This is a genomic window from Streptomyces sp. NPDC040410 (genome assembly GCF_055595715.1).
Window position 1 is genome coordinate 40,977 of the sequence record NZ_JBVIVK010000004.1, and the last position, 24,483, is coordinate 65,459.

The following is a 24,483-nucleotide window of genomic DNA, read 5'->3' on the forward strand; positions in this document are numbered from 1 at the left end:
TTGCCCGTCAAGGAGCGGCGTCCGTCGCGACGGGGCGAACCCTGGCTGACGCGGCACCAGGTCCCGCGGACAGCGGCGGGACGTCTCGCGACACGAGGTCACGCCACGAACGTACGCGGCGTCTCCCCGCCCCCGGACCCCCCGCTCTCCACCAACCGCGCCGCCGAAGCCAGCCGCACCGCCGCCTCCTCCGCCACCGCGCCCCCCACGGTGAACGGCAACCGCACATATCCTTCGAACGCCCCGTCCACCCCGAACCGCGGCCCGGACGGCACCCGCACCCCGACCCGCTCACCCATCTCGGCGAGCCGCGACCCGGACAGGCCCCCCGTCCGCACCCACAGCGTGAGGCCCCCCTTCGGCACCTCGAACTCCCACTCGGGCAGCTCCCGCCGTACGGCGGCCACCAGTGCCTCCCTGTTCTCCCGGGCCTGAGCCCGCCGCACGTCCACGGCCTGCGCCCAGCCCCCGGTGCTGAACAGCCAGTTCACGGCCAGCTGCTCCAGCACGGGCGTGCCCAGATCGGCGTACGCGCGCGCGGCGACCAGGCTGCGGATCACGTCGGGGGCCGCACGCACCCACCCGATGCGCATTCCCGCCCAGAAGGCCTTGCTCGCCGACCCGACGGTGATGACGGTCGACCCTGCCGCGTCGAAGGAGCACACGGGCCGCGGCATATCGACGTCAGGGTCCAGCCACAGCTCGCTCATCGTCTCGTCGGCGACCAGCACGGTCCCCGCCGACCGGGCAGCCTCCACCAGCCGGCGCCGCTGGTCGCCGTCGGCGAGCGCACCTGTGGGGTTGTGGAAGTCGGCGACGACATACGCCATCCGGGGCGCGGAATCCCGGAGCACCTGCCGCCAGCGGTCCATGTCCCAGCCCGCCAGCCCCTCGGCCATCGCGACCGGCACGAGCCGGGCACCGGCCTCCCGCATCAGCTGGAGGATGTTGGCGTACGAGGGCGACTCGACCGCGATGCGCTCGCCACGTCCCGCGAACAGATGACAGATGGCGTCGATCGCGCCCATCGCCCCGGTCGTCACCATGATCTGCTCGGGCATGGTCGGGATCCCGCGCGCGGAGTACCGCTCGGCGATCATCGAACGCAGCGCGGGCAGCCCGGCGGGATAGTCGCCGTGCGTGTGGGCGTACGGCGGCAGCTCCTCGAGGGCCCCCTGGACGGCGCGGGTCAGCCACGGCTCGGGAGCGGGCAGGGCCGCACAGCCGAGGTCGATCATCGAGCCGAGGGCCTCGGGCGGCAGCGGCTCCAGCCCGCGCGCGGGCAGGGGATTGCCGGCCGGCACGGCGGTCCAGCTGCCCGCGCCGCGCCGCGACTCCAGGAAGCCCTCGGTACGCAGCGCCTCGTAGGCGGCGGCGACGGTGGTGCGGCTGACGGACAGGGACAGCGCCAGCTCACGTTCGGCGGGCAGCCGGGCGGCCACCGGGACGCGTCCTTCCAGCACCAGCAGCCGGATGCCGTCGGCCAGCGCGCGGTAGGCGGGCGGACGGCGCGTGCCGGGACCCGCCGGACGGTCCTGCTGGGAGTTGAGCAGCCGGGCAAGTTGTGCCGCCCCCACCGCCGAGGTCCACTGCCCCATGGAAATCAGTCCACCTTCCCCGAATTGGCCATGGATGACGCTTCCCATCAAGCCACAGGGTGTCATGCATCAGGCCACTACCACCACAGGGGGGACCTCTTGTCCGCGTTGCCTGCATTGTCGGCCTTCCCGGCGAAGCGTCGTCTGGGGCGACGGTTGATCCAGTTGTACGTCGGTCTCGCGATCTACGGGGCGAGCTCGGCGCTGCTCGTCGAAGCGGGGCTGGGCCTCGAGCCCTGGAACGTGCTGCACCAGGGACTGGCCGAACTCACGGGCTGGACGATCGGCGTCGTGTCGATCGTCGTGGGGGCGGCGGTGCTGCTCCTGTGGATTCCGCTCCGCCAGCGGCCGGGCCTGGGCACGGTCTCCAACGTCTTCGTCATCGGGATCGCCATGGACGGCACCCTCGCAGCCGTCCCCGAGGCGCACACACTGGCCGTACGGATTCCGCTTCTCCTCTCCGGCATCCTGCTCAACGGCGTGGCCACCGGCCTCTACATCGCCGCCCGCTTCGGTCCGGGCCCGCGGGACGGGCTGATGACCGGACTCCACCGGCGCACCGGCCGCTCGATCCGGCTGCTGCGGACGGCCGTCGAGGCCGCCGTCGTGGCGACCGGCTTCGCCCTGGGCGGCACCATCGGCGTCGGCACCGTCCTGTACGCGGTGTCGATCGGCCCGCTCGCCCAGCTCTTCCTGCGGCTGTTCGCCGTCCCCCCGGCATCCGGCGGCAGCACGGTCGTTGCCACGGGGCAACCGGGGCGAGCGATACTTCGACGGTGACCTCGCGGATTCGCCACCCCTATCTCGACCATCCCGGTCCGATCCCCTTCGCCCACCGCGGCGGGGCGGCGGACGGCCTGGAGAACACCGTGCTGCAGTTCCGGCGCGCGGTCGAAGCGGGGTACCGGTACATCGAGACCGACGTCCACGCCACCGCCGACGGGAAGCTGGTCGCCTTCCACGACTCGACGCTGGACCGGGTCACGGACGGAGCGGGCCGGATAGCGGACCTGCCCTGGCGGGACGTGCGGCACGCGCGCGTGGCGGGCAAGGAGCCGGTGCCCCTCTTCGAAGAGCTCCTGGAGACCCTCCCCGACGTGCGGTGGAACATCGACGTCAAGGCGGAGCAGGCACTCCACCCCCTGCTCGACCTGATCGAGCGCACGAACGCCTGGGACCGGATCTGCGTCGGCTCGTTCGCCGAGGCGCGCGTGGTGCGCGCCCAGCACTTGGCCGGGCCGCGCCTGGCGACGTCGTACGGCACCCGGGGTGTGCTCAACCTGCGGCTGCGCTCGTGGGGCGTGCCTGCCGCCCTGCGCCGCTCGGCGGTCGCCGCCCAGGTGCCCGAGTCCCAGTCCGGTATCCAGGTGGTGGACCACCGCTTCATCCGCACCGCCCACGCGCACGGGCTCCAGGTGCACGTGTGGACCATCAACGAACCCGATCGCATGCACCGGCTCCTGGACCTGGGAGTCGATGGCATCATGACCGATCACATCGACACGCTGCGCAAGGTCATGGAAGATCGGGGCGTCTGGGTCTGACCCCGTGAGCGAACGCCTTCGCGCGGCACCTTCACGGGGAAGCGAGGGCACGGGTGGGCACCGACACCGTGCGGGCGGGTTCGGCCGACGAGGCCGGCGAGACCGCCCAGCGGCGGCGCGAACAGCGCGGCTGGTACTTCTACGACTGGGCGTGCTCCGTCTACTCGACGAGCGTGCTCACGGTGTTCCTGGGGCCCTATCTGACGTCGGTCGCCAAGTCGGCGGCGGACGCGGACGGGTTTGTGCATCCGCTGGGGATCCCGGTGCGCGCCGGGTCGTTCTTCGCGTACACGGTGTCACTGTCGGTGATCGTGGCCGTGGTGGTGATGCCCTTGGTGGGCGCGGCCGCGGACCGCACCGGCCGCAAGAAGCCCCTCCTGGCGGCCGCGGCCTACACGGGGGCCGCGGCGACCGCCGGCATGTTCTTCCTCGACGGCGACCGCTATCTGCTCGGGGGCGTGCTGCTGGTCGTCGCGAACGCGGCACAGTCCGTCGGGACGATGCTCTACAACTCCTATCTGCCGCAGATCGCCCCGCCGGAGGAGCGCGACGCGGTCTCCTCCCGGGGCTGGGCCTTCGGCTATGCGGCGGGGTCGCTGGTCCTGGTCGTGAATCTGGTCCTCTACACCGCCCACGACAGCTTCGGCCTCTCGGAGGGAGCGGCGGTCCGCATCTGTCTGGCGTCGGCCGGCCTGTGGTGGGGTGCCTTCACCGTGGTTCCGCTGCGCCGGCTGCGCGACCGCCGCACCGGGACGAGGGAGGCTTCCGTACCCGGGGTCAGGCAGCTCGCCGCGACCGTCCGCGACATGCGCCGCCACCCGCTGACGCTCGCCTTCCTCCTGTCGTACCTGATCTACAACGACGGCATCCAGACGGTGATCTCCCAGGCCTCGGTCTACGGTTCCGAGGAACTCGGCCTCGGACAGTCGACCCTCATCGGTGCCGTACTGCTGGTCCAGGTCCTGGCGGTGGCGGGGGCCCTGGGGATGGGCCGGCTGGCCCGGGTGTACGGCGCGAAGCGCACGATCCTGGGCTCGCTGATCGCCTGGACCGTGACGCTGGGGGCCGGATACTTCCTGCCCGCCGGGGCGCCCGTCTGGTTCTTCGTCCTGGCCGCCGGGATCGGGCTCGTCCTCGGCGGCAGCCAGGCCCTGTCCCGCTCCTTGTTCTCGCATCTCGTTCCGCCCGGCAAGGAGGCCGAGTACTTCTCCGCGTACGAGATGAGCGACCGCGGCATGAGCTGGCTCGGCCCGCTTCTGTTCGGCCTCACCTACCAGCTGACGGGAAGTTACCGGGACGCGATCATCTCGCTGGTGGCCTTCTTCGTCATCGGGTTCGTGCTGCTCGCGCGGGTTCCGGTGCGGCGTGCGATCGGCGCCGCGGGCAATCCGGTTCCCGAGAGGATTTAGCGTTCAACACGAAAGGGCTGTAGTGTACGCGTTTGGCCTGCCAGGCGTACCGTTACTGCGCGTCAAAGATGCCGAAACGCTGGGTGACATCTGCTAGCAGATGTGACAAACCGGGCGCCGGTGGGTACAACAAGGGGCGGCTACGACGGCGACGCATCACCCGGAACGGGAATCTTTACCGCCGACCGGACGTTGACCGGATGACGACGACAGCGACACCTGTCCTGTGGGCGACAAGCCCGGGAGGCACGATTCATGAGTGAGCGAGCTCTTCGCGGCACGCGCCTCGTGGTGACCAGCTACGAGACGGACCGCGGCATCGACCTGGCCCCGCGCCAGGCCGTGGAGTACGCATGCGAGAAGGGGCACCGCTTCGAGATGCCCTTCTCGGTCGAGGCGGAGATCCCGCCGGAGTGGGAGTGCAAGGTCTGCGGGGCCCCAGCACTCCTGGTGGACGGCGACGGCCCTGAAGAGAAGAAGGCCAAGCCCGCGCGTACGCATTGGGACATGCTGATGGAGCGGCGCACCCGCGAGGAACTCGAAGAGGTCCTCGAGGAGCGCCTGGCCGTTCTCCGCTCCGGTGCGATGAACATCGCGGTGCACCCGCGGGACAGCCGCAAGTCGGCGTAGTCCCTGCGCGGGTCGGGCGGAACACGACACAAGCACGAAGCCGCGGGCTCCGTACGTGAGTACGGAGCCCGCGGCTTCGCGCGTTCCGTCAGTGCGTCAGCGGCGGCCGCCGGTCCTGCGGGGCATCGCCCGGTTCGTCCCTGATGACCTCGCCCTGCACCACCTTCCCGTCGGGGCGGTGGATCCGGGCCTGCTGGAAGGCGTCACCCAGGGTGCCCGGGGCGGCCGCACGCAGCCTGCGGTCGAAGGTGCGCTCCGCATAGCGGCTGAGGGCCTTCTGGACCGGGGGGACGAGGAGGAGCAGGCCCACCGCGTCCGAGACCAGGCCCGGGAGCATGAGGAGCAGGCCGCCCAGCATCATCAGTCCGTTGCCCCCGCCGCGCGAGTTCGACGGGGCCTCGCCCCGCTGCAACGCCTCATTGAGGTTCCGGAAGGCGCGCCGGCCGGCGCGCTTGATCACCACCGCGCCGAGGACGAGGCCGGCGAGCAGCAGCAGGAACACCACGAATCCGTTCGACGCGCCCGCGACCACGGTCAGCAGCCAGATCTCCAGGACCAGCCAGGCCGCGACGCCGAGCGGCAGGAACGTCCGCAGCCGGGAGCGCCGGGGCCGGGCGGGAGGCGTGGGAGTGGAAGCGCCAGTCGTCATGCCTCAAGTGTGCCTGGGCCCGGCTCGGCGCGGGACGAGGGGGCGATCGACCGGGCCTGCGCGGCCCCGCGTTCCACCGCCGTCAGCTCGTTGTCACCGCGGCGACTGCTTGCCGCCGCGGCCGGCTATCTTGCCGAACCGCTCCCCCACGCCCCATGTCGTGACCCGCCACAGCGCTTCCACGAGGATGTCCCGGCTCATCTTGGAGTCGCCGAGTTCGCGCTCGACGAAGGTGATGGGCACCTCGACCACCTGGTAGCCGGCCTTGACCGCGCGGCGGGCGAGGTCGACCTGGAAGCAGTAGCCCTGGGAGGCGACGTCGTCGAGGCCGAGCCCTTCGAGGGTCTCGCGGCGGAAGGCGCGGTAGCCGCCGGTGATGTCGCGCAGCGGCAGGTCGAGGGCGAGGCGTGAGTAGAGGCTGCCGCCGCGGGAGATGAACTCGCGGGACTTCGGCCAGTTCACGACCCGGCCGCCGGGCACCCAGCGGGAGCCGAGGACGAGGTCGGCGCCCTTGAGGGCGGTCAGCAGACGGGGCAGTTCCTCGGGCTGGTGGGAGCCGTCGGCGTCCATCTCGATCAGGACGCCGTAGCCGTTCTCCATGCCCCAGCGGAAGCCCGCGAGGTAGGCGGCGCCGAGGCCCTCCTTGCCCTTGCGGTGCAGAACCTGGACCTGCTCGTCACCGACGGCGAGTTCGTCGGCGAGCTTGCCCGTGCCGTCGGGGCTGTTGTCGTCGGCCACGAGCACGTGCGCCTCGGGGACCGCCTTGCGCACCCGGCCGACGATCGACGTGATGTTCTCCGCCTCGTTGTAGGTCGGAATGATCACCAACGCCGTGCCGAGCGGGCCGAACCGCCTCCCTTTGGCCGCTGCCCCCAGGGTCCCGTCGCCGTCGTTCACTGCTGCCCCTTCGAGTCCGTACCCAGGGGTCCACCATAGTGGCCGCGGCCTGCGGCGACGCGACAGGACGTTCGTATGGTGGTGTCGTTTCCGCAAGCGCGGGGTAGTAATGCCTGTTTCGACCGCTGTGCGTTCTGCGGATGGGGGCCCGGCGCCCTTCGGGCCGACCTGGGACCCGCTGGCTGCGGGTCGACCGAAAGCCGTTGTCTACTGAGCGTCCGGGCCCCACCCGGGTCACACCTCCCCGACCGGCCGGAACGCTCCCTCGCCGCGGCGTGGGCGCTGAGCCTGGCTCCCAGTGGCGGTGCCCCGGTGCGGCACACCGTCCCTGACCCAGCGGCGCTGCGGTGAGTGGGCGGACGTTCCCCGGTCGGGCGTCCGGTGGTGGACTCGGCCGAACCTACCGGCCCCCTGCCGTCGCCTGTCAACAGACGTTTGACCTGCGCTTATTCGCCCAAAGCCCTGGTCAGCGCGGAGGATGCGCAGGTCGCGCGACGGGGCCGCGGCGGCGGATCTTCACCGCGCCACCCCGGGAGATCACTCGCCCGGCCGTACGAAAACCGTTCGTCCGCCCACCACCGTGCGCAGGCAGACCGGGAGGTCGCGGCCCGGGGTCAGATCGGGCAGGCCGGGGGTACCGGAGCGGGGGTCGGTCGACCAGCGGGCCACCCGGTCGTCCGGGGCCTGGACGACCAGTTCGTCGGTGCGCCACACGGCGTAGTCCGCGGGCGCGCCCGGCACGAGGACACCCGCGTCGTCCCGGCCGACGGCCCGCCAGCCGCCGCGCGTGTGCGCGGTGAACGCGGCGCGTACCGAGACGCGGTGCTCGGGCGTGCGGTGGAAGGCGGCCGCGCGGACCGTGCCCCACGGGTCGAGAGGGGTGACCGGGCTGTCGGAGCCGAAGGCGAGCGGGACACCGGCGCGCAGCAGGGCCGCGAAGGGGTTGAGGGTGCGGGCCCGCCCGGCACCCAGGCGCCTGGCGTACATGCCGTCCTCACCGCCCCACAGCGCGTCGAAGGCGGGCTGGACGGAGGCGGTCAGCCCGAGTTCCGCGAAGGCCGCGACGGTCTCGGGGGTGAGCATCTCGGCGTGCTCGACGCGATGTCGGGCGGCACGGACACGGGCCTGGCCGGCCTTCTCGGCAGCGGCGCGCACACCCTCGACCACGGCGGTCACGGCGGCGTCGCCGATCGCGTGGAAGCCCGCCTGAAGGCCCGCCTCGGTGCAGGCGACCACATGGGCGGCGACGGCGGCCGCGTCCAGGTAGGCGGTGCCCGCGTGGTCGGCGTCGGCGTACGGCTGGTGCAGGCAGGCGGTGTGGGAGCCGAGGGCACCGTCGACGAACAGGTCTCCTGCCGCGCCGGCCGCGCCGAGTTCCCGCGCCTTGTCGGCATCCTGTTCCGCCCAGTAGCCGACGACGCGCGGACCCGGTACTTCGGCCGCGAGCCGGAGCAGGCCGGTGAAGTCGTCCTCCGAGGAGATCTCCGGGCCGGCGCACTCGTGGACGGTGCCGATGCCGAGGGAGGCGGCGTGTGCGAGCGCCGTGCGCTGGGCCTCGGTGCGCTGCTCGGCCGTGACGGCGGCGAAGGCGGCGGCCCGTACGGCGTGGTGGGCGTCGCTGGTGAAGGGGGCGTCCTCGCGGGTGATGTCCCCGGGAACCATGTCCAGCAGGGCCGTGGTGACGACCGCCGAGTGGACGTCGATCCGGCTGAGGTAGAGGGGGCGGCCGCCGGTGGCCCGGTCGAGTTCGGCACGCGTCGGCGGGCGCCCGCCGGGCCAGCGCGAGGCGTCCCAGCCGTGGCCGAGCAGGACCCGGTCGGCAGGGCGGGCGGCGGCGAAGTCCCGTACGAGATCGAGGGCCGCGTCGAGGGAAGCGGCGCCGGACAGGTCGAGGCCGGTGAGGGCGAGACCGGTGGAGGTGGTGTGCACGTGTGCGTCGGTGAACGCGGGGGTGACGAGGGCTCCGTCGAGGTCGATCACCCCGTCGACGCCGTCCGCGAAGGCATCGGCTGCGCCCTCGGTGCCGACCCAGGCGACGTGTCCGCGCTCCACGACCATCGCTGTCGCGAACGGGTCGGCGGGACTGTGGACCTCGCCGCGGCGGAGCAGGACGGTCTTCGGCTCGGGGGTGCGCTCACTCATGGGGAACAGTCTCGCGCCTCGCGGGAGCCGCCCGGCACGCAGGTGGGTCAGATCCGCGGCGGCCGCGCCTCGTACGGCGTCGACAGCACCACAGTCGTGCGCGTGGACACCCCGGCCAGCGAGCGCAGCCGGGCGAGCAGTTCCTCCAGCTCGTGGGGGGTGGCAACCCGCACCTTGAGGATGTAGTTCTCGTCGCCCGCGACGCTGTGGCAGGCCTCGATCTCGGGGACGTCGGCGAGACGGTCCGCGATGTCGTCGGGGGCGCTCGGGTCGAACGGCTTCACCGAGATGAAGGCGGTCATGGGCAGCCCCACCGCCTCGGGGTCGACGACGGCGGCATAGCCGCGGATGACGCCGCGCTGCTCCAGCCGGCGCACCCGCTGGTGCACGGCCGACGTGGACAGTCCCGTGGCCTTGCCCAGGTCTGTGTAGCTCATCCGCCCGTCCTTGACGAGCAGCTGCACGATCTGTCGGTCGAGCTCCTCCATGACGCAAGAACCTACAGGGTGCATGATCTCCTCCGATACCTGAGCAGCCCAGGTCATACCCGGTTCGTGATGTGGTCGAGAGCGGGCTGTGAGCCGTCCCGGAGGGAAAAGGGCCGCCACAGGCACCTGCGGATGGCATGTGACGAACGCCACACACGACGGAGGGTCTACTGCATGGACTCGTGATTACCGCCGATACCGGGCGGGAAGTGCTTGCTGTGGTCGAGGCCGCAGCGCCTTCACGGCCCAGCCCGAGGGGGAGAATCCCATGCAGAGTCTTAAGCGCCCTGGTCGTACCGCGCCCAAGCGGCTCCACGCCGTCGCCGAGCCCGAGCCGGAGGGCGTCGAACCCGACGCACTCGACGACGAGCTCGACACGTACGACACCTTCGAGATGTACCGGGTGACCTGCCCGGACTGCGCGCAGCCCATCGCCCTGCTGGCGGACGAGGACGTCCTGCCGGAGCACGCGCTGTGCGCCTCGCCATGGAACCCGTTCGGCCTCACGGTCTGCGCCGGTACGGGCCGCCGGGCCGCCGACGCCCGGCCCGCGGACGAGTCGCTGAAGCTCCAGGAGCAGGACACCGCGCTGCTGTTGACGCTCCCTCAGGGGCTGGACTGGCGGACGCAGCCCTTCTCGCACGTCGGCGGCCCGGGCTCGCGCCCCATCAGGGTTCCCGACCAGCGGCGCCAGGCCGCCTGAGCGACTCCGCTCGGCACCGCGCCGCTCAGTCCCGGCAACTGCCCTGCACCATGGCCCGCAGGCTGCCGTGGTGCAGGATCGGTGTGTCCTGGTCCGACGGGAGGCGACCTCACCGAAACCCGCCGGGCGACGCGCAGCATGACGATCGCGCGCCGCGGCGCGGCGTACCACGTGTGGTAGCCGTGACATGACCGACCAGCGCGTCGCCCTGACCGGGAAGGGGAAGAAGTCGGTCTGCCGCTGCGGGACTTGGTGGGCACCTGCCGCACGGGGTACTCGTCGAGCCGTTGCGGCCGGCGTCCACGCCGCCCAGGACGGTACTGGGCGGTCGTCGGGCACGGCAGGCCTCCCTGCCGGCGATATGACCGCCGGTACGTCAGCCGACCGCCCCGGGCCGGACGGGAGGAGGGACGTTTGCGAACTCACGCCCGAATCCGGGGACCGGTGACCTGACCGCCCTCAGCTGCGTTGCCCTGGTATGACCCCCACCTACACAGCGACCGGGCGTCAGCGCCGAGTGTTCGTTCCCGCGCCCGCCGAATCGGTTCGGCCGGCGCCGCCGCAGCCCCAGGACCCGCCCATCTACAGCGCCTTGATGCGCACCTGGGCCGACCGGGGCCGGACGCTGCCGGGGCGCCACGATCCGGAGTGGGTCCGGCTCGCGGCACCCCAGGTCACGGTGGGCCAGTTCAGCGGGTCTCGGGACCCGCGAGGTGACGGGCGATGACCATCCGCTGGATCTGGTTGGTGCCCTCGACGATCTGCAGGACCTTGGCCTCGCGCATGTAGCGCTCGACCGGGAAGTCCGCGGTGTAGCCGTATCCGCCGAGGATCTGGACGGCGTCGGTCGTCACCTTCATCGCGGCATCGGTGCAGTGCAGCTTGGCCATGGCCGCCTGCTTGGCGAAGGGCCGGCCCGCGTCACGCAGCCGCGCGGCCGCCAGGTACAGCGCCCGGCCGGCCTCGACCTGGGTCGCCATGTCGGCGAGCATGAAGCGCAGCCCCTGGAAGTCGGCGATCGGCCGCCCGAACTGCCGCCGCCCGGTGGCATAGGCGACGGCCTCGTCGAGCGCCGCCTGGGCCAGGCCGATCGCGCAGGCCGCGATGCCGAGCCGCCCGGAGTCGAGCGCCGACAGCGCGATCGCGAAGCCCTGGCCCTCGTCGCCGATGCGCCGCTCGTCGAGGACGCGGACGCCGTCGAAGTGGACCTGCGCGGTGGGCGAGCCCTTCATGCCCATCTTCTTCTCGGGCACCGCACCGCTCAGGCCCGCCGCGTCACCGGGCACCAGGAAGGCGGTGATCCCGCGCGGTCCGTCCTCGCCGGTACGCGCCATGACGGTGTAGAAGTCGGCGATGCCGCCATGTGTGATCCAGGCCTTGGTGCCGGTGATCACCCAGTCGTCGCCCTCGCGCACGGCTTTCGTGCGCAGGGAGGCGGCGTCCGAGCCCGAAGACGGCTCCGAGAGGCAGTAGGCGCCGAGCAGGCCGCCGCCGAGCATCGCGGGCAGGTGCTCGACCTGCTGCTCCTTGGTGCCGTAGGCGGCGAGCGCGAAGGAGGCCAGGGTGTGCACGCTTACCCCGAGGCCGACGGTGAGACGGGCCGCGGCCAGCTCTTCGAGGACCTGGAGGTAGACCTCGTAGGGCTGGTCGCCGCCGCCGTACCCGGAGTCGTACGGCAGGCCGAGGAGTCCCGACTCGGAGAGCAGGGTGAAGACCTCGCGCGGGAAGCGTCCGGCGTCCTCCTCCTGGGCCGCCTTCGGGGCGATCTCGCGCTGCGCGATGTCGCGGACGAGCGAGATCAGATCCCGGGCCTCGTCCGTGGGCAGTTGACGGTCCACCGGCTGCGGGGCGCGGTCGGGCATGGCGACGCTCTCCTCCCTTTTCGGGCACGGGCGGACTGGCCCTTTGTGAGGCCGCTCCGCCGGTAGTACAGGTGCCGGCCGATGGTCGCACTCCCGGGTCTCGGAAGCTGCTGACCAGCGGCTCTGCGCTGTGAGTATGCCCGATCAGACGCATTGAGTCACCAGTTAACGACCGCTTACTTCAGGCGATTCCTCGGCTTGCCGATGCCTCGGGAAATTGGTCCGAACCATTGACCAAATGGTCTAGTCCTCCTACGGTTTCGATCCAGCGCCTCTCCGCGTTCATGCCAATCGGCGTGCGATCCCTCCCTGTCCTCTGCGAGGAGACACCCGATGCCCACCCCGCTCCGCCCCCGCACCCGGTTCCGGGCGCTCCTGTCCGCCGGCTGTTGCGCCGTCCTCGGTGCCGCCCTGCTCGCCGGCGCGAGCAGCGCGACCGCCACCGAGCCCGACTCCGCAGAAGCCGGGGCGACCGGCTCCAAGGTCGTGGGCTACTTCACCGACTGGGGCATCTACGGCCGCCAGTACTACGTCAAGAACATCGAGACGTCCGGCTCCGCGGACCGGCTCACCCACGTCAACTACGCCTTCGGCAACGTCATCGGCGGCAAGTGCGCCCTCGGCGACGCCTGGGCGGACACCGACAGGCCGTTCACCGCCGAGGAGTCCGTGGACGGCGTCGCCGACACCGCGGACCAGCCGCTCAGCGGCAACTTCAACCAGCTCCGCAAGCTGAAGAAGCTCCATCCGAACCTGAAGATCATCTGGTCGTTCGGCGGCTGGAGCTGGTCGGGCGGCTTCGGCGAGGCGGCCAAGGACCCCGCGGCCTTCGCCCGGTCCTGCCACGACCTGGTCGAGAACTCCGAGTGGGCGGATGTCTTCGACGGAATCGACATCGACTGGGAATACCCCGGCGCCTGCGGCCTCACCTGCGACACCAGCGGCCGGGAGGCGTTCCGGGACCTCATGTCGGCGCTGCGCGCCAAGTTCGGCAAGCGGGAGCTGATCACGGCGGCGATCACGGCCGACGCCTCCAGCGGCGGCAGGATCGACGCGGCGGACTACGCGGGCGCGGTCCGCTACGTGAACTGGTACAACCCGATGACGTACGACTACTTCGGCGCCTGGGCCGCCACCGGCCCAACGGCTCCGCACTCCCCGCTGACCTCCTACCCGGGCATCCCGGCGGAGGGCTACAACACCGCCGCCACCATCGCCAAGCTCAAGAGCCTGGGCATCCCGTCGTCGAAGCTGCTGCTCGGCATCGGCTTCTACGGACGCGGCTGGACCGGCGTCACCCGGTCGAAGCCGGGCGGCACGGCGACCGGCCCGGCGGCGGGGACGTACGAGGACGGCAACGAGGACTACAAGGTGCTGAAGACCAAGTGCCCGGCGACCGGCACCGTCGGCGGCACGGCATACGCCAAGTGCGGCAGCGACTGGTGGAGTTACGACACCCCGAAGACCATCAAGGGGAAGATGAAGTTCAAGGACGCGCAGCGCCTGGGCGGCACGTTCTTCTGGGAGCTGAGCGGGGACACCGCTGACGGCGAACTGATCAAGGCCATCGACTGACCGGCCCACGGGGCGACTTGGGGCGGAGGACCACGAGCCTCCGCCCCTCGTCGTCAGCTGTCGTCAGCTGTCGTCAGCTCTCGCCGGCCGTCCCGGCGGGCCGGCTGCGGGGCCGGGTAGGCGGGGTCCAGTTCCTCGATGGCGCGCATGGCGCCGCCGAGCGTCTTGACCAGCAGCTCGCGCATGGTCTCGCGGGACAGTTCAGGGCGGTCGATCCAGTCGAGGGCGGCACCCTCGACACTGCACACCCAGGCGAGCAGGCCCATACGGGCCAGCGGCGCGATGTCGCGGCGGCCGTACGCTCCTTCCGCGATGGTCGAGACGATCGCCTCGCGCACCCCGTCCCGCACGGCGTGCACCTCGGTGTCGAAGCCGACTCCCCCGCTGACGATCGTGCGGTACGCGGCCTGATTGTGCTCGGCGTAGCGCAGATAGCTGTCGATGGTGCGGTGGACGCGGTCCACCGGGGCCAGTTCGAGTCCGCTCGCCGCGTAGGTGACCAGGCCGGCGACGGAATCCTGGATTATCGCCAGGTAGTAGCCGCGCTTGGACTGGAAGTAGTAGTAGATCAGCCCCTTGGCGACATGGGCCTGCCGGGCGATGTCGTCCATCGAGAGCGCGTCGTACGAAGTGTCGGCGAACAACGTCCGTCCGATGGCGATGAGTTCGGCGCGCCGTGCGGCCGAACGCTCGGTGCCGCGCACCCGGGGGCGGACGGCTTCGCGCTGTTGGCTGATATTCAATTTCGACCCTGGTCTCCAGCGGGCGGGACATCCGCAGTATGGCAGGTCGAGTACGGGTCAGTTCACAACAGGCCGAGCTGGGTCACGAGCATCGCGAGCACCGCGACCAGGGTCCATCCCATGACGTGCTCGAGGATCTTCGGGCCGTCGTCGCCGGGGCCGCCGGTGCGGGTGCGGGAGGCGGTAGCTGAGTGTGCGGTCATGGCGTCTCGCTGGTCTCGGATGTACGTGGCCCCCCACAGACATGTCCACCTTGCCACCGGAAACGGCTTTTGCAACGGAGAGCTTGGTCACACCCGAAGGCCCCTGGGACACCGGAGGCCTTCCGCTCGTCGGCTCAGCACACACCCACCGCCGCGAGCGCCTTGCGCTGCCGCGAAGTCGGCCGTGCCGGGAAGTACAGATAGCAGACGCCGCCGGTGCCGGAGACGACCTTGCCCGAGGCGTTGTACCTCTTGGTCCTCAGCCAGATGTTCTCCCACTCGCGCCGCTTGTAGACGCGCCGCACGGCCTCGTCGGTCGGGGAGGCGGGATCGTTGGCGATCACGTCACCTTCGGCGGTGAAGCCGATCACCGTCATCAGATGGCCGGAGGTGCCGTAACCCGCCCCCGTGAGCTCCCCCTTGAGGAACGACTGGGACGTTATGGCCGGGATGCCGGCCGCGATCAGCGTCTCCAGGTCGGTGAGCGAGCCGAGCCGGGTGACCACGCCCTGGAGGTCTGTGAACGTGGCCGCGTAGGCGGCGTTGAACGGCCAGTTGCCGCAGCCGGCGTACTGGTGGTCGTAGGTGGACCGGGCCGCGTGGCACACCTGCGGGTCGGCGTAGGCGGGGTCGACCCACGCCAGCTGTTCGGGAGTGAGCCGGCCACCCCAGTACTCGATGATCATCTGCGAGGAGGTGGGGCTGCACCAGGCCTCGCCGCCGTTGTCGTACTCGGGGTACTGGCCCGCGTGGATCTCCTGCGAGTAGCGCGGAACGATCAGCTCCCGGGCGGGGCCCGGCGTGGAGGCGGGAACCGTGAAGCGGTCGGGGATGTCGGAGCCCATCGCGCCGAGCCGCCAGACGGTGGGTGTGAGTCTCGTGCCGGGCCTGCGGTAGAGGGTCAGCCGCAGTCGGTACGAGGTCAGGCGCAGGCCGGTGGTGGCGTCGTCGATGGCGAAGGTGTCCGTCCAGACGGTGCTCCTGCCGTCCGTCTGGTCGTCCACCGAGGTCCGCTTGATGTCCTGGTCACCGGCCGCCCAGCGGCCCATCACGTACCACGGGGTGTTCGTGGCGTCGGAGTACGTGCCGGTCAGCTCGACCTGGAGCCAGGTCCCGGCCGGCGTGTGCGCGTTCCAGGAGGCGATCGCCTCCGTGGAGGGGACGGCGAGTCGGTGGACGGGTGATGTCCAGGTCCCGTACTCCCAGGTGGCGGTCGTACCGGTGTGCGGGTCCGTGTAGTCGGCCGTGCCGGCGGGGGTGCCGAGCACGAGGCCGGGGCGGGCGCCCGCGACTGCCCGGGTGCCCCTCTCGGCGCCACTGCACCAGTCCGTGTACGTGGTCCAGGCGCGGTTGTCGACCAGGCGGGCGGGCGCCTGCGCGGAGTCAGCGGCGCCGGTCGCGGTGTCGGCGGCGGTGTCGGCGGCGGTGTCGGCGGCGGTGTCGGCGGCGGTGTCGGCGGCCGCGGGGGCCGCGCTGCCGGTCACCGCTGTGGCGACCGCGGCGGCCAGGACGGTTCTGCGGGACGGCTGTTCGGCTCTGTTCATGGGCGGAATGACTCCCAGGTGTCCGAGTCGGGGCAGGTCCAGTGCGAGCGGGTGCACCGGCTGGTGCGCGGTGGTGGGCCAACTATGGCCGCAGGCGGCAGGGTCCTGCCAGCACCGCGGGCCATGCCGCGCCCACCAATATGGGTCTGGACCACTGGCATGACCTGCTGCGAGTCGGCCCCGACGCGATCGGGCACGGCGCGCCGGGGCCGATCGTCAGATGAGATCCATCGCCGCAACCTCGTCCGGCCGGCCGTAGCTGACCGGCCCCCGGAAGCGGCGGCGGGCGGTGGCGAACCACCACACCGTGGCCACGAGCAGGACGACTCCCAGGGCGATCGGGGCGTAGTTGAAGGAGTCGGCGGTGATCGGCGAGGCCTGGGGCAGCATGAACAGGACGCTGCTGAGCAGGATCCAGGCCACCGCCACGGCCCCGACCGGCCGGCCCCAGCGGCCGAGGTGCCACGGCCCCGGCTGGAACTCGTCGCCGAGCCGCAGACGGAGGAGGATCGGCACGGCGTAGGCGAGGAAGAGTCCGACCACGTTGACGCTGACGATGGCGGTGAACGCCGTGTGCGACCACCAGCCGGGCAGGACGAGGGCCAGCGAACAGGCGACCGCCAGCCAGACGGCCTTGACGGGGGTGCGGGTGCGCGGGGAGACCGAATGCCACCAGCGGGAGCCGGGCATCGCCCCGTCCCGGGAGAAGGCGAAGATCTGCCGGGTGTTGCTGGTGAGATTTGCGAGGCCGCAGAAGAGCATGGCCCCGATCACGATGAGCAACAGCGCTTTCGCGGTGCCCAGGCCGAGCCCGTCGATCAGGATCTGCACGGGGGGCGCGGACGCGCCCGCCACGCGGTCGTAGTCATGAATGCTCAGGACAAGTGCGAGTACGAGGATCAGGCCGGTGATCGCCGAGTAGCCGATCGCGCGCGTGATCCCCCTGGGGGCGTTGACCGTCGCCCGGACCGTTTCCTCGGACATGTGGAAGCTGCCGTCGAAGCCGGTGAAGGTCCAGCTGGTGACCAGCAGGCCGAGCATGCCGCCGTAAAGCCCGCTCGTGAAACCGGTGTTGTTCACGAAATGCGTCACGAAGGACGGCGACCGGTGATGGTCGGGCATGACGATCAGGGTGCTCACGATGATCACGAGTCCGGTCAGCAGCCACCAGACGGAGATCCGGTTGAGGAGCGCGACCAGCGTGACGGTGTACGTGTTGGCGAGACCCTGCAGCACGATGATCAGGGCCGTGATCAGGACCGTCTGGTGAGCGGTCGGCACGTACGAGGGCCACTGCAGGGCGATGAAAGCCTGGACGAAGGTGGCGGCGGCGTAGCCCGTGGCGGCCGTGCCGCCGACCTGGCCCACGAAGTTCAGCCAGCCCGTGTACCAGGACCAGGCCCCCTTGTGCCGCTTGGCGAGTTTCCCGGCGGAGAAATACAGCGCCCCGCTCGTCGGATAGGCGGAGGCGACCTCCGCCATCGCTGCCCCCACGAAGAGCACCATGACGGAGACGCCGATCCAGCCGAAGACGAGAATACGCGGGCCACCGGCGTTCAGACCGAATCCGAAGCCGGAGAAAATACCCGAGATGATGTTGATGATGGTGAACGAGATGGCGAAATTGTCGAACGCCTTGAAGCGACGGGTGAGTTTTCTCGGATATCCCATCGCGTGCAGTGTGGCGTCGTCGTCGAGCAGGACCGGATCGGCATCCGAGCGGGTTCTGGCACGCTGGACCGATATCCGTTCTGACAAGGGTCGGCCTTTCTCTCGGTGGGGGTCGGGGAGGCTCAGGGGGCTCCCGGCACGGGCAGGCCGCAGGCGCGGCGCGCGCGGGACAGCTGCTCCGCCGGTTCGCCGAAGACGCTCCAGGGCAGGCGGGAGGCGTACGGACCCATCACCGCGAAGACCGCGCGGGCCTCGAACTCGCGCCCCGCCATGACCAGCGCGTGTGCGAGGTACGCCAGGTCGATCACCGGCGTGAAGCGGTAGCCGGCCACCGCGGGAAGCCAGTTCTGGTAGACCGCGAGCGCGGTGGCGCGCCACTGGGGCTGTTCCCAGACGCGGTCGGCGAGCAGCTGGGTCGGGTTGTAGCTCTCCACCAGCGCGACCAGTGGGAGCAGCCGCAGCGGCGAGTCTGCGGGCGCCCGCTGGCTGAGGAACGCGGCGACATCCCAGGCCGCGTTCACCGAGCCGCCGTGGCGTGTGAAGAAGCACGCCAGGAAGCGGTGGTGGCCCTCACGGTGCCAGGGGTCGAGCGTCAGGATGTGCGAGAAGAGCCGCCAGGGGCCGGGCGGCGCGGTCAGCAGCCCCTGCGGCGCCGGGTCGCGCAGCCGGTGCAGCCGTGCCATGGCCAGCTTGGCCACCCAGGGCGTGGGATCGGCGGGGTACGCCGCGGCGGCCCGGTCGCAGGCCGCCAGCGCCATGCGCTCCAGCGCCTCGGCACGCGGATCATGTGCGTCGGCCGCGCGCAGCGCCCGCAGCACGGCGACCCGGGCCCACATCAGCCCGGCTTCGGGAGTGGGGTCCTCGGCCAGCCAGCGCTCGGCGAGGTCGGAGTCGGCGGCCTCCGAGGCCAGGACCAGGGAGCGGTGGGCGCGCAGCCCGAAATCGCCGCGCGATTCGGCCAGGGCTTCCTGGGCGCTCTGGCAACGGCCGGCGCGTACGTCGACGCACACACTCGCGAGCAGACGGTCGTCGGCCGCCGGATGCCACACGTACTGCCCCTCGAATAACCCCGCGGCCATCTGCCCCTGTCCATCCCCGTTACGACGCCTCGCAGTTGAACACCAGGCACCCTACTCAGCGGCGAGGGCGAGCGGAACGTCGATTTCGACATAACGGACGGCGATTTGCGAAGACGCCGGAGAAGGCGAGGGCGGGGCTCGACGACTAGTTCAATGCGGCACTATTTCCCGGTCCGCGGGCCTCGGCCTTAGAATGTTCCAAAGAAATATGCACGCCCCTCCTCCCATCCCAGGAACAGCCATTCACGACCTCGTCTCCCGGCTCCGGCACCTGCCCCCGTCCTGCGGCCCCATCCGGCTGATCGGCATCGACGGGCACGCCGGCTCCGGAAAGTCCACGTTCGCCGGACAGTTGGCCCGGGCACTGGACGGCGCGCCCGTGCTGCACCTCGACGACATCGCCAGCCACGACGAACTGTTCGACTGGACCGGGCGGCTGCTGAGCGAGGTGATCGGACCGCTCGGCCGTGGCGAGGGCGCGTACTACGCCCCCTACGATTGGCGCGCCCGCCGCTTCGGACCACACCGGACCCTGCCGCCGGCCCCGGTGATCCTCGTGGAGGGAGTGGGTGCGGGCCGCCGCGCCGTGCGCCCGCACCTGGCACATCTGCTGTGGATGGAGCTGCCGCACGAGGAGTCGTGGACGCGCGGGCGGTCACGGGACGGGGAGGAACAACGGGACTTCTGGGCCGGCTGGGTCCGGGCGGAGCACCGGCACTTCGCCGAGGACCCTTCCCGCCCCTTCGCCGATCTCCTGGTAGGGCAGTGCAGCAAGGGATACGAGGTACTCAGGGGACCTGCCGGGACCATTGGACCGGACCAACCCCTCACGTTCGGTGACGAGCGGTCCTCAATGTGGTGAAGTTGTGAAGGTCAATTGCCCGAGAACCTTTCCCAAGTGCTTCAACTCGGCTTGACCGGGGGCCCGTACAGGACTTACGTTCTCAATGTGCGGCTATGAGACGCCGCCCGCACTCGCGAAGCCCCCGGTTGTTCCCCCGTGATCGGGGGCTTCGTTCTGCCGTCACTTCTTTTTCGGGGCGTCGCCAGGCGTGTTTCGTTCACCCTCGGTCACCATGCGCGATGCGCCCATCTGCTCCCACCTCGCCAAACAGCCTGTGCGGCACTCTTCGGCAGGCGACGCCACCGCAGGTACGATGCCCTCGGTGCGGCCTACGGCGGCTGCTCTGCGCACCGTCGCAACTCCGGTCCGCGGCACAGCCGTTGACCAAAGCGGCTGACGGCGACGGCCCGTCGGTGAACCAGCGGGGGCACGGTCTGTGGGGGACGTGATGGACTTCGGCACGCAGGGCCCCGAGGCCCCGGCCGACCTCGCCTGGATGCGGGGTGTGGATGCCTACACGGTGGGCGCCTATCCGCAGGCGGAGGAGGAATTCCGGGCCGCGGTGCGCATCGATCCCGGGATGGCCGACGGCTGGCTCGGGCTGCACGCGCTGCGCGTCGACACGACGACCGCGCTGCTTCGGATGTTCCGCCACCAGGAACGCTTCGGCGAACAACGCGCCCGGCACCGCCGCGCCCTCAACTCCTGGTACTGGCTGGGCTGGTGGGTGCAGCCCGTTCTGGAGAGCCCCCGCGACCTGCTGCTCGCGCACGCCTCCCACTGGCTGGACGGCCGGCACGTCCCGGAGCTGGACCGGGCCCTCGCCGGCCTGCCGCCGGTCGACACCGACCACCAGGTCCGCTTCCTGCACGCCTGCCGCGCCTATCTGGTCAAGGACTGGGAGCAGCTGGTCCGGCACACCGACCCGCTGCTCGACGACCCCATGCTCGGCATCGAGGCGGGCCTTTTCGGCGGCATGGCCCGGGTCCGCCTGGAGATGTACGGGCAGGCCGAACCACTCCTGTCGGCGGCCCTGATGCGCTGCCGCAGCGAACAGCCCCAGCGCAAGGAGCTGCGCTACTGGCTGGCACGGGCGCACGAGGGCACGGGCCGCAGCGCGGCCGCCCTCCCGCTGTACCGGGCCGTGCACCGCGTCGACCCTGCCTTCATGGACACGTCGGCCCGCCTCGCCGCGATCGCCGAAGGCGACGGCTACGACGACTCCGCCGACCTCGCGGCGATCGCACTCACCGGCCTCGGGCAGGACGCGCTGGAAGGGCCGGACGGCGTGGACCCGCTCTTCGGCACCGACGGACGGGACCTGCGGCTGACGGAGCCCGAGCTGCCGCCCGCCGGGCCCCTGCCGTCGGTGGCCGACCCGGCGGTGCGCGAGAAGAGCGTCGTACCGGTGCCGCCGCTGCCCGCCGGGCCCACCGATCCCGCGCTGCTCGAGGAGGCGCTCGCCGAGCTGGAGCGCATGGTGGGCCTGGAGCCCGTGAAACGCCAAGTGAAGGCGCTCTCCGCCCAGTTGAACATGGCCCGGCTGCGCGCCGGGCAGGGCCTGCCGGTCCAGCCTCCCAAACGCCACTTCGTCTTCTCCGGCCCTTCGGGCACCGGCAAGACCACGGTGGCCCGCATATTGGGCCGCGTCTTCTACGCCCTGGGGCTGCTCGGCGGCGACCACCTGGTCGAGGCCCAGCGGGCCGACCTGGTGGGCGAGTACCTCGGCCAGACCGCCGTGAAGGCCAACGAACTCATCGACTCCGCGCTCGGCGGCGTCCTGTTCGTCGACGAGGCCTACTCCCTCTCCAACTCCGGCTATGGCAAGGGCGACGCGTACGGCGACGAGGCCCTGCAGGTGCTGCTGAAACGGGCCGAGGACAACCGCGACCACCTCGTGGTGATACTCGCCGGCTACCCGGAGGGCATGGACCGCCTCCTGGCCGCCAATCCCGGGCTGTCCTCCCGCTTCACGACCCGCGTCGACTTCCCGTCGTACCGCCCCCTCGAACTGACCTCGATCGGCGAGGTGCTGGCCGCCGAGAACGGGGACGTGTGGGACCAGGAGGCGCTCGACGAGCTGCGCTCGATCGCCGGGCACGTGGTCGACCAGGGGTGGATCGACGAGCTGGGCAACGGGCGGTTCCTGCGGACGCTGTACGAGAAGAGCTGCGCGTACCGGGATCTTCGCCTGTCGATGTATCCGGGCGTGCTGTCCCGGGACGACCTGTCGACGCTGCGGCTGCCGGATCTGATGCAGGCGTACGGCGAGGTGCTGTCGGGCCGGGGACCGCAGGATCCGTCGGCGATGTGACGGACCCCGCGGCCCAGGACCTGCCGGACAGGCCCTGGCACCCGGTCGTCAGCTCGCCAGCGCCTCCTCGGGCTCTCCGCTCGCCCGCGGCTCCGTCACCTTGATCTCCGGCGTCTCCCGGTGCGCCGGATCCGTCACCTCGCCGACCAGCAGCTCCAGCACGTCCTCCAGCGCGACCAGACCCAGCACCTTCCCGGACGCGTCCGCCACCTGCGCCAGGTGCGTCGCGGCGCGGCGCATGACGGTCAGCGCGTCGTCCAGGGGGAGTTCGGACCTGAGGGTCGTCATGGGCCGCCACAGCTGCTGCGGCACGGCCCGCTCGGAGTCCTCGAGATCGAGGACGTCCTTCACGTGCAGGTAGCCCATGAAGGCGCCGTTCTCCGCGGCCACCGGAAAACGGGAGTACCCGGTGCGCGCGGTGAGCTCGACGATCCGCCCCGGGGTGACCGCCGGGCCGACCGTCACCAGTGACTCGCGCCGCAGCAGCACGTCCGTCACCGGGCGGGAGCCCAGCTCCAGGGCGTCCTCCAGGCGTTCCTGTTCCTCGGGGTCGAGCAGGCCGGCCTGGCCGGAGTTCTCCACCAGCCGGTTGAGCTGTTCGCTGGTGAAGACGGCCTCGATCTCGTCCTTGGGCTCGACGCGGAACAGCCGCAGGATGCCGTGGGCGCAGGCGCCGAGGGCCACGGTGATGGGCCGGCACAGGCGGGCGAAGGCGACGAGGCCGGGGCTGAGCCACAGCGCGGCCTTCTCGGGCGCAGCCATCGCGAGGTTCTTCGGGACCATCTCGCCGATCACGAGGTGGAAGAAGACCACGGCGGCGAGCGCGATCACGTAGCCGAGGGGGTGGATCATGCCGTGCGGCAGGTGGATCCACTCGAAGACCGGCTCCAGCAGGTGCGCGACCGTCGGCTCGGCGACCGCGCCGAGCGTCAGCGAGCACACGGTGATGCCGAACTGGGCGGCCGCCATCATCTGCGGCAGCCGCTCCAGGCCGTAGAGGACCTGCCTGGACCGGGTGGTGCCGAGCGGTTCGATCTGGCTGCGGCGCACGGAGACGAGCGCGAACTCGGCGCCGACGAAGAACCCGTTGGCGAGCACGAGCAGCGCGGCGAAGAGGAGTTGGAGCAGGCTCATCGGGCGGCCTCCACGACGGTCCCCGTTCTGACCAGCCGGACCCGCTCTGCGCGGTAGTGGCCGACCCGTCGCACGGACAGCCGCCAGCCGGGCAGGTCGGCCCTGTCGCCGACGGCCGGGATCCGGCCGAGCAGATCGGCGACCAGGCCGGCGACGGTCTCGTACGGCCCCTCGGGCACGTCGAGGCCTATCCGCTGCAGGACGTCGACACGGCAGCTGCCGTCGGCGTCCCAGGCGAGTCTGCCGTCCTCGGGCGGTGCGGCGGCCAGTTCGGGCAGGTCCTGACCGTCGTGCTCGTCGCGGACCTCGCCGACGATCTCTTCGACGATGTCCTCCAGGGTGACCACACCGGCCGTGCCGCCGTACTCGTCGACGACCACCGCGATGGGCTGTTCGCTGCGCAGGCGCGCGAGCAGCGGCTGCACGGGCAGGGTCTCGGGCACCAGCAACGCCGGGCGCGCGATGCGTCCCACCGGGGTACGCAGCCGGTCCCGCGAGGGAACCGCGAGGGCGTCCTTGAGGTGGACCATGCCGACGATCTCGTCGATCTTCTCCCGGTAGACGGGGAAGCGGGACAGGCCGGTCGCGCGGGTCAGATTGACCACGTCCTCGGCGGTCGCCGACGACTGCAGTGCGCTGACCTTCACCCGTGGGGTCATGACGTGCTGCGCGGTCAGCTCACCGAGCGACAGCGTCCGTACGAAGAGGTCGGCGGTGTCCTGTTCCAGGGCGCCGGCCTGCGCGGAGTGCCGGGCCAGGGAGACGAGTTCGCCGGGGGTGCGGGCGGAGGCCAGCTCCTCGGCGGGCTCGACGCCCATCGCGCGGACGAGCCGGTTGGCGACGGCGTTGAGGCCGGCGATCACCGGCCGGAACAGGCGTGCGAAGGCGTGCTGCGGGCCGGCGACGAAACGCGCGACCTGCATGGGCTTGGACACCGCCCAGTTCTTGGGCACGAGTTCGCCGATCACCATCTGCACGGCGGAGGCGAGCAGCATGCCGACGACCACGGCGACACCGGACACCGCGCCCTCGGGGATGCCGATCGCGGTGAACGGGCCGTGCAGCAGCTCGATCAGCGCCGGTTCGGCGAGCATGCCGACGACGAGGGAGGTGATGGTGATGCCGAGCTGGGTGCCGGAGAGCTGGAAGGACAGCTCCTTGAGCGACTCGACCACCGTACGGGCACGTCGGTCGCCCTCCGCGGCGGCGCGTTCGGCGTCCGTGGCTTCGACGGTGACCAGGCCGAACTCGGCCGCCACGAAGAAGCCGTTGGCGAGAATCAGCAGAAAGGCCGCTGCGAGGAGCAGCAAGGGCGTGGTCATGATGCCGCCGCCTGCGCGTACGCGCGGACCGGGTCCGCGGTATGTCGGCAGGGGGCGGCGCAGGTACTACAGGACGATCCGTCCATCGCCGGAGGGAGTCACTCCTCGGGTAGCAGGAACCCCTGGGCGCCG

The 24,483-nt window shown here is 71.2% G+C and carries 22 protein-coding genes; 9 read left to right on the top strand and 13 right to left on the bottom strand.

Annotation, left to right across the window (positions count from 1 at the left end; translation table 11 throughout):
- Positions 1-98 precede the first annotated feature (98 nt).
- Positions 99-1,598, bottom strand: a complete 1,500-nt coding sequence (locus ACZ562_RS09820; RefSeq protein ID WP_471175754.1) for an SCO1417 family PLP biosynthesis transcription factor — start codon at positions 1,596-1,598, stop codon at positions 99-101.
- Between the two features lie 30 nt (positions 1,599-1,628).
- Between ACZ562_RS09820 and yczE the strand changes: the two genes are divergently transcribed.
- The 4 genes from yczE (at position 1,629) to ACZ562_RS09840 (ending at position 5,181) form a co-directional block, all read left to right on the top strand.
- Positions 1,629-2,378 (top strand): membrane protein YczE, encoded by a 750-nt coding sequence (yczE, locus tag ACZ562_RS09825; RefSeq protein WP_471175756.1) that lies wholly within the window; start codon positions 1,629-1,631, stop codon positions 2,376-2,378.
- Positions 2,375-3,142, top strand: a complete 768-nt coding sequence (locus ACZ562_RS09830; RefSeq protein WP_471175758.1) for a glycerophosphodiester phosphodiesterase — start codon at positions 2,375-2,377, stop codon at positions 3,140-3,142. The genes yczE and ACZ562_RS09830 overlap by 4 nt, the downstream gene beginning before the upstream one ends.
- 53 nt (positions 3,143-3,195) lie before the next feature.
- Positions 3,196-4,551, top strand: coding sequence for an MFS transporter (locus tag ACZ562_RS09835; RefSeq protein WP_471175760.1), 1,356 nt, complete (start codon positions 3,196-3,198; stop codon positions 4,549-4,551).
- 255 nt (positions 4,552-4,806) lie between these two features.
- The gene (locus ACZ562_RS09840; protein WP_009187548.1) at positions 4,807-5,181 is read left to right on the top strand and encodes an RNA polymerase-binding protein RbpA; all 375 of its coding nucleotides are present in this window, start codon (positions 4,807-4,809) and stop codon (positions 5,179-5,181) included.
- Between the two features lie 88 nt (positions 5,182-5,269).
- Here the strand turns inward: ACZ562_RS09840 and fxsA are convergent, their stop codons facing one another.
- The 4 genes from fxsA to ACZ562_RS09860 all read right to left on the bottom strand — a co-directional run bounded on the left by fxsA (position 5,270) and on the right by ACZ562_RS09860 (position 9,357).
- A complete protein-coding gene (fxsA, locus tag ACZ562_RS09845) occupies positions 5,270-5,830 on the bottom strand; it encodes an FxsA family membrane protein (RefSeq protein WP_471175763.1) in 561 nt (186 codons plus the stop codon).
- Positions 5,831-5,923: 93 nt separating this feature from the next.
- Positions 5,924-6,727, bottom strand: a complete 804-nt coding sequence (locus ACZ562_RS09850) for a polyprenol monophosphomannose synthase (protein WP_471175765.1) — start codon at positions 6,725-6,727, stop codon at positions 5,924-5,926.
- 537 nt (positions 6,728-7,264) lie between these two features.
- On the bottom strand, positions 7,265-8,869 hold the full coding sequence (locus ACZ562_RS09855) for an amidohydrolase (RefSeq protein ID WP_471175767.1): 1,605 nt from the start codon (positions 8,867-8,869) through the stop codon (positions 7,265-7,267).
- A gap of 47 nt (positions 8,870-8,916) precedes the next feature.
- Positions 8,917-9,357 (bottom strand): Lrp/AsnC family transcriptional regulator, encoded by a 441-nt coding sequence (locus tag ACZ562_RS09860; protein ID WP_150943808.1) that lies wholly within the window; start codon positions 9,355-9,357, stop codon positions 8,917-8,919.
- Positions 9,358-9,625: 268 nt separating this feature from the next.
- Here ACZ562_RS09860 and ACZ562_RS09865 point away from each other — a divergent pair, with 268 nt between their 5' ends.
- Positions 9,626-10,060, top strand: a complete 435-nt coding sequence (locus ACZ562_RS09865; protein ID WP_471175769.1) for a hypothetical protein — start codon at positions 9,626-9,628, stop codon at positions 10,058-10,060.
- Positions 10,061-10,538: 478 nt separating this feature from the next.
- Positions 10,539-10,787 carry a hypothetical protein gene (locus ACZ562_RS09870; RefSeq protein WP_471175771.1) on the top strand — a complete coding sequence of 83 codons (249 nt, stop codon included), beginning with the start codon at positions 10,539-10,541 and terminating at the stop codon, positions 10,785-10,787.
- On the opposite strand, the gene ACZ562_RS09875 is transcribed toward ACZ562_RS09870, so the two are convergent.
- On the bottom strand, positions 10,750-11,922 hold the full coding sequence (locus ACZ562_RS09875; protein ID WP_471175773.1) for an acyl-CoA dehydrogenase family protein: 1,173 nt from the start codon (positions 11,920-11,922) through the stop codon (positions 10,750-10,752). The genes ACZ562_RS09870 and ACZ562_RS09875 overlap by 38 nt on opposite strands.
- 333 nt (positions 11,923-12,255) lie before the next feature.
- Between ACZ562_RS09875 and ACZ562_RS09880 the strand changes: the two genes are divergently transcribed.
- Entirely contained in the window at positions 12,256-13,497 is a 1,242-nt protein-coding gene (locus ACZ562_RS09880; RefSeq protein WP_471175775.1) for a glycoside hydrolase family 18 protein, read from the top strand.
- Positions 13,498-13,550: 53 nt separating this feature from the next.
- Here the strand turns inward: ACZ562_RS09880 and ACZ562_RS09885 are convergent, their stop codons facing one another.
- The 5 genes from ACZ562_RS09885 to ACZ562_RS09905 form a co-directional block, all read right to left on the bottom strand.
- The gene (locus tag ACZ562_RS09885; RefSeq protein ID WP_471175777.1) at positions 13,551-14,240 is read right to left on the bottom strand and encodes a TetR/AcrR family transcriptional regulator; all 690 of its coding nucleotides are present in this window, start codon (positions 14,238-14,240) and stop codon (positions 13,551-13,553) included.
- A 62-nt stretch (positions 14,241-14,302) separates the two neighbouring features.
- The gene (locus ACZ562_RS09890) at positions 14,303-14,443 is read right to left on the bottom strand and encodes an SCO1431 family membrane protein (RefSeq protein ID WP_471175779.1); all 141 of its coding nucleotides are present in this window, start codon (positions 14,441-14,443) and stop codon (positions 14,303-14,305) included.
- 134 nt (positions 14,444-14,577) lie between these two features.
- A complete protein-coding gene (locus ACZ562_RS09895) occupies positions 14,578-15,987 on the bottom strand; it encodes a peptidase C39 family protein (RefSeq protein ID WP_471175781.1) in 1,410 nt (469 codons plus the stop codon).
- Between the two features lie 216 nt (positions 15,988-16,203).
- Positions 16,204-17,745 carry an amino acid permease gene (locus tag ACZ562_RS09900; protein WP_471175783.1) on the bottom strand — a complete coding sequence of 514 codons (1,542 nt, stop codon included), beginning with the start codon at positions 17,743-17,745 and terminating at the stop codon, positions 16,204-16,206.
- Positions 17,746-17,780: 35 nt separating this feature from the next.
- Entirely contained in the window at positions 17,781-18,737 is a 957-nt protein-coding gene (locus ACZ562_RS09905) for a hypothetical protein (RefSeq protein ID WP_471175785.1), read from the bottom strand.
- A 208-nt stretch (positions 18,738-18,945) separates the two neighbouring features.
- Here ACZ562_RS09905 and ACZ562_RS09910 point away from each other — a divergent pair, with 208 nt between their 5' ends.
- On the top strand, positions 18,946-19,599 hold the full coding sequence (locus tag ACZ562_RS09910; protein WP_471175787.1) for a uridine kinase family protein: 654 nt from the start codon (positions 18,946-18,948) through the stop codon (positions 19,597-19,599).
- 430 nt (positions 19,600-20,029) lie between these two features.
- Complete coding sequence (locus ACZ562_RS09915) at positions 20,030-21,895, top strand: AAA family ATPase (protein WP_471175789.1); 1,866 nt, start codon at positions 20,030-20,032, stop codon at positions 21,893-21,895.
- A 48-nt stretch (positions 21,896-21,943) separates the two neighbouring features.
- On the opposite strand, the gene ACZ562_RS09920 is transcribed toward ACZ562_RS09915, so the two are convergent.
- Both ACZ562_RS09920 and ACZ562_RS09925 read right to left on the bottom strand, forming a co-directional pair.
- On the bottom strand, positions 21,944-23,029 hold the full coding sequence (locus tag ACZ562_RS09920) for a hemolysin family protein (protein ID WP_471175791.1): 1,086 nt from the start codon (positions 23,027-23,029) through the stop codon (positions 21,944-21,946).
- Positions 23,026-24,351, bottom strand: coding sequence for a hemolysin family protein (locus ACZ562_RS09925; protein ID WP_471175793.1), 1,326 nt, complete (start codon positions 24,349-24,351; stop codon positions 23,026-23,028). The genes ACZ562_RS09920 and ACZ562_RS09925 overlap by 4 nt, the downstream gene beginning before the upstream one ends.
- Positions 24,352-24,483: the final 132 nt, after the last annotated feature.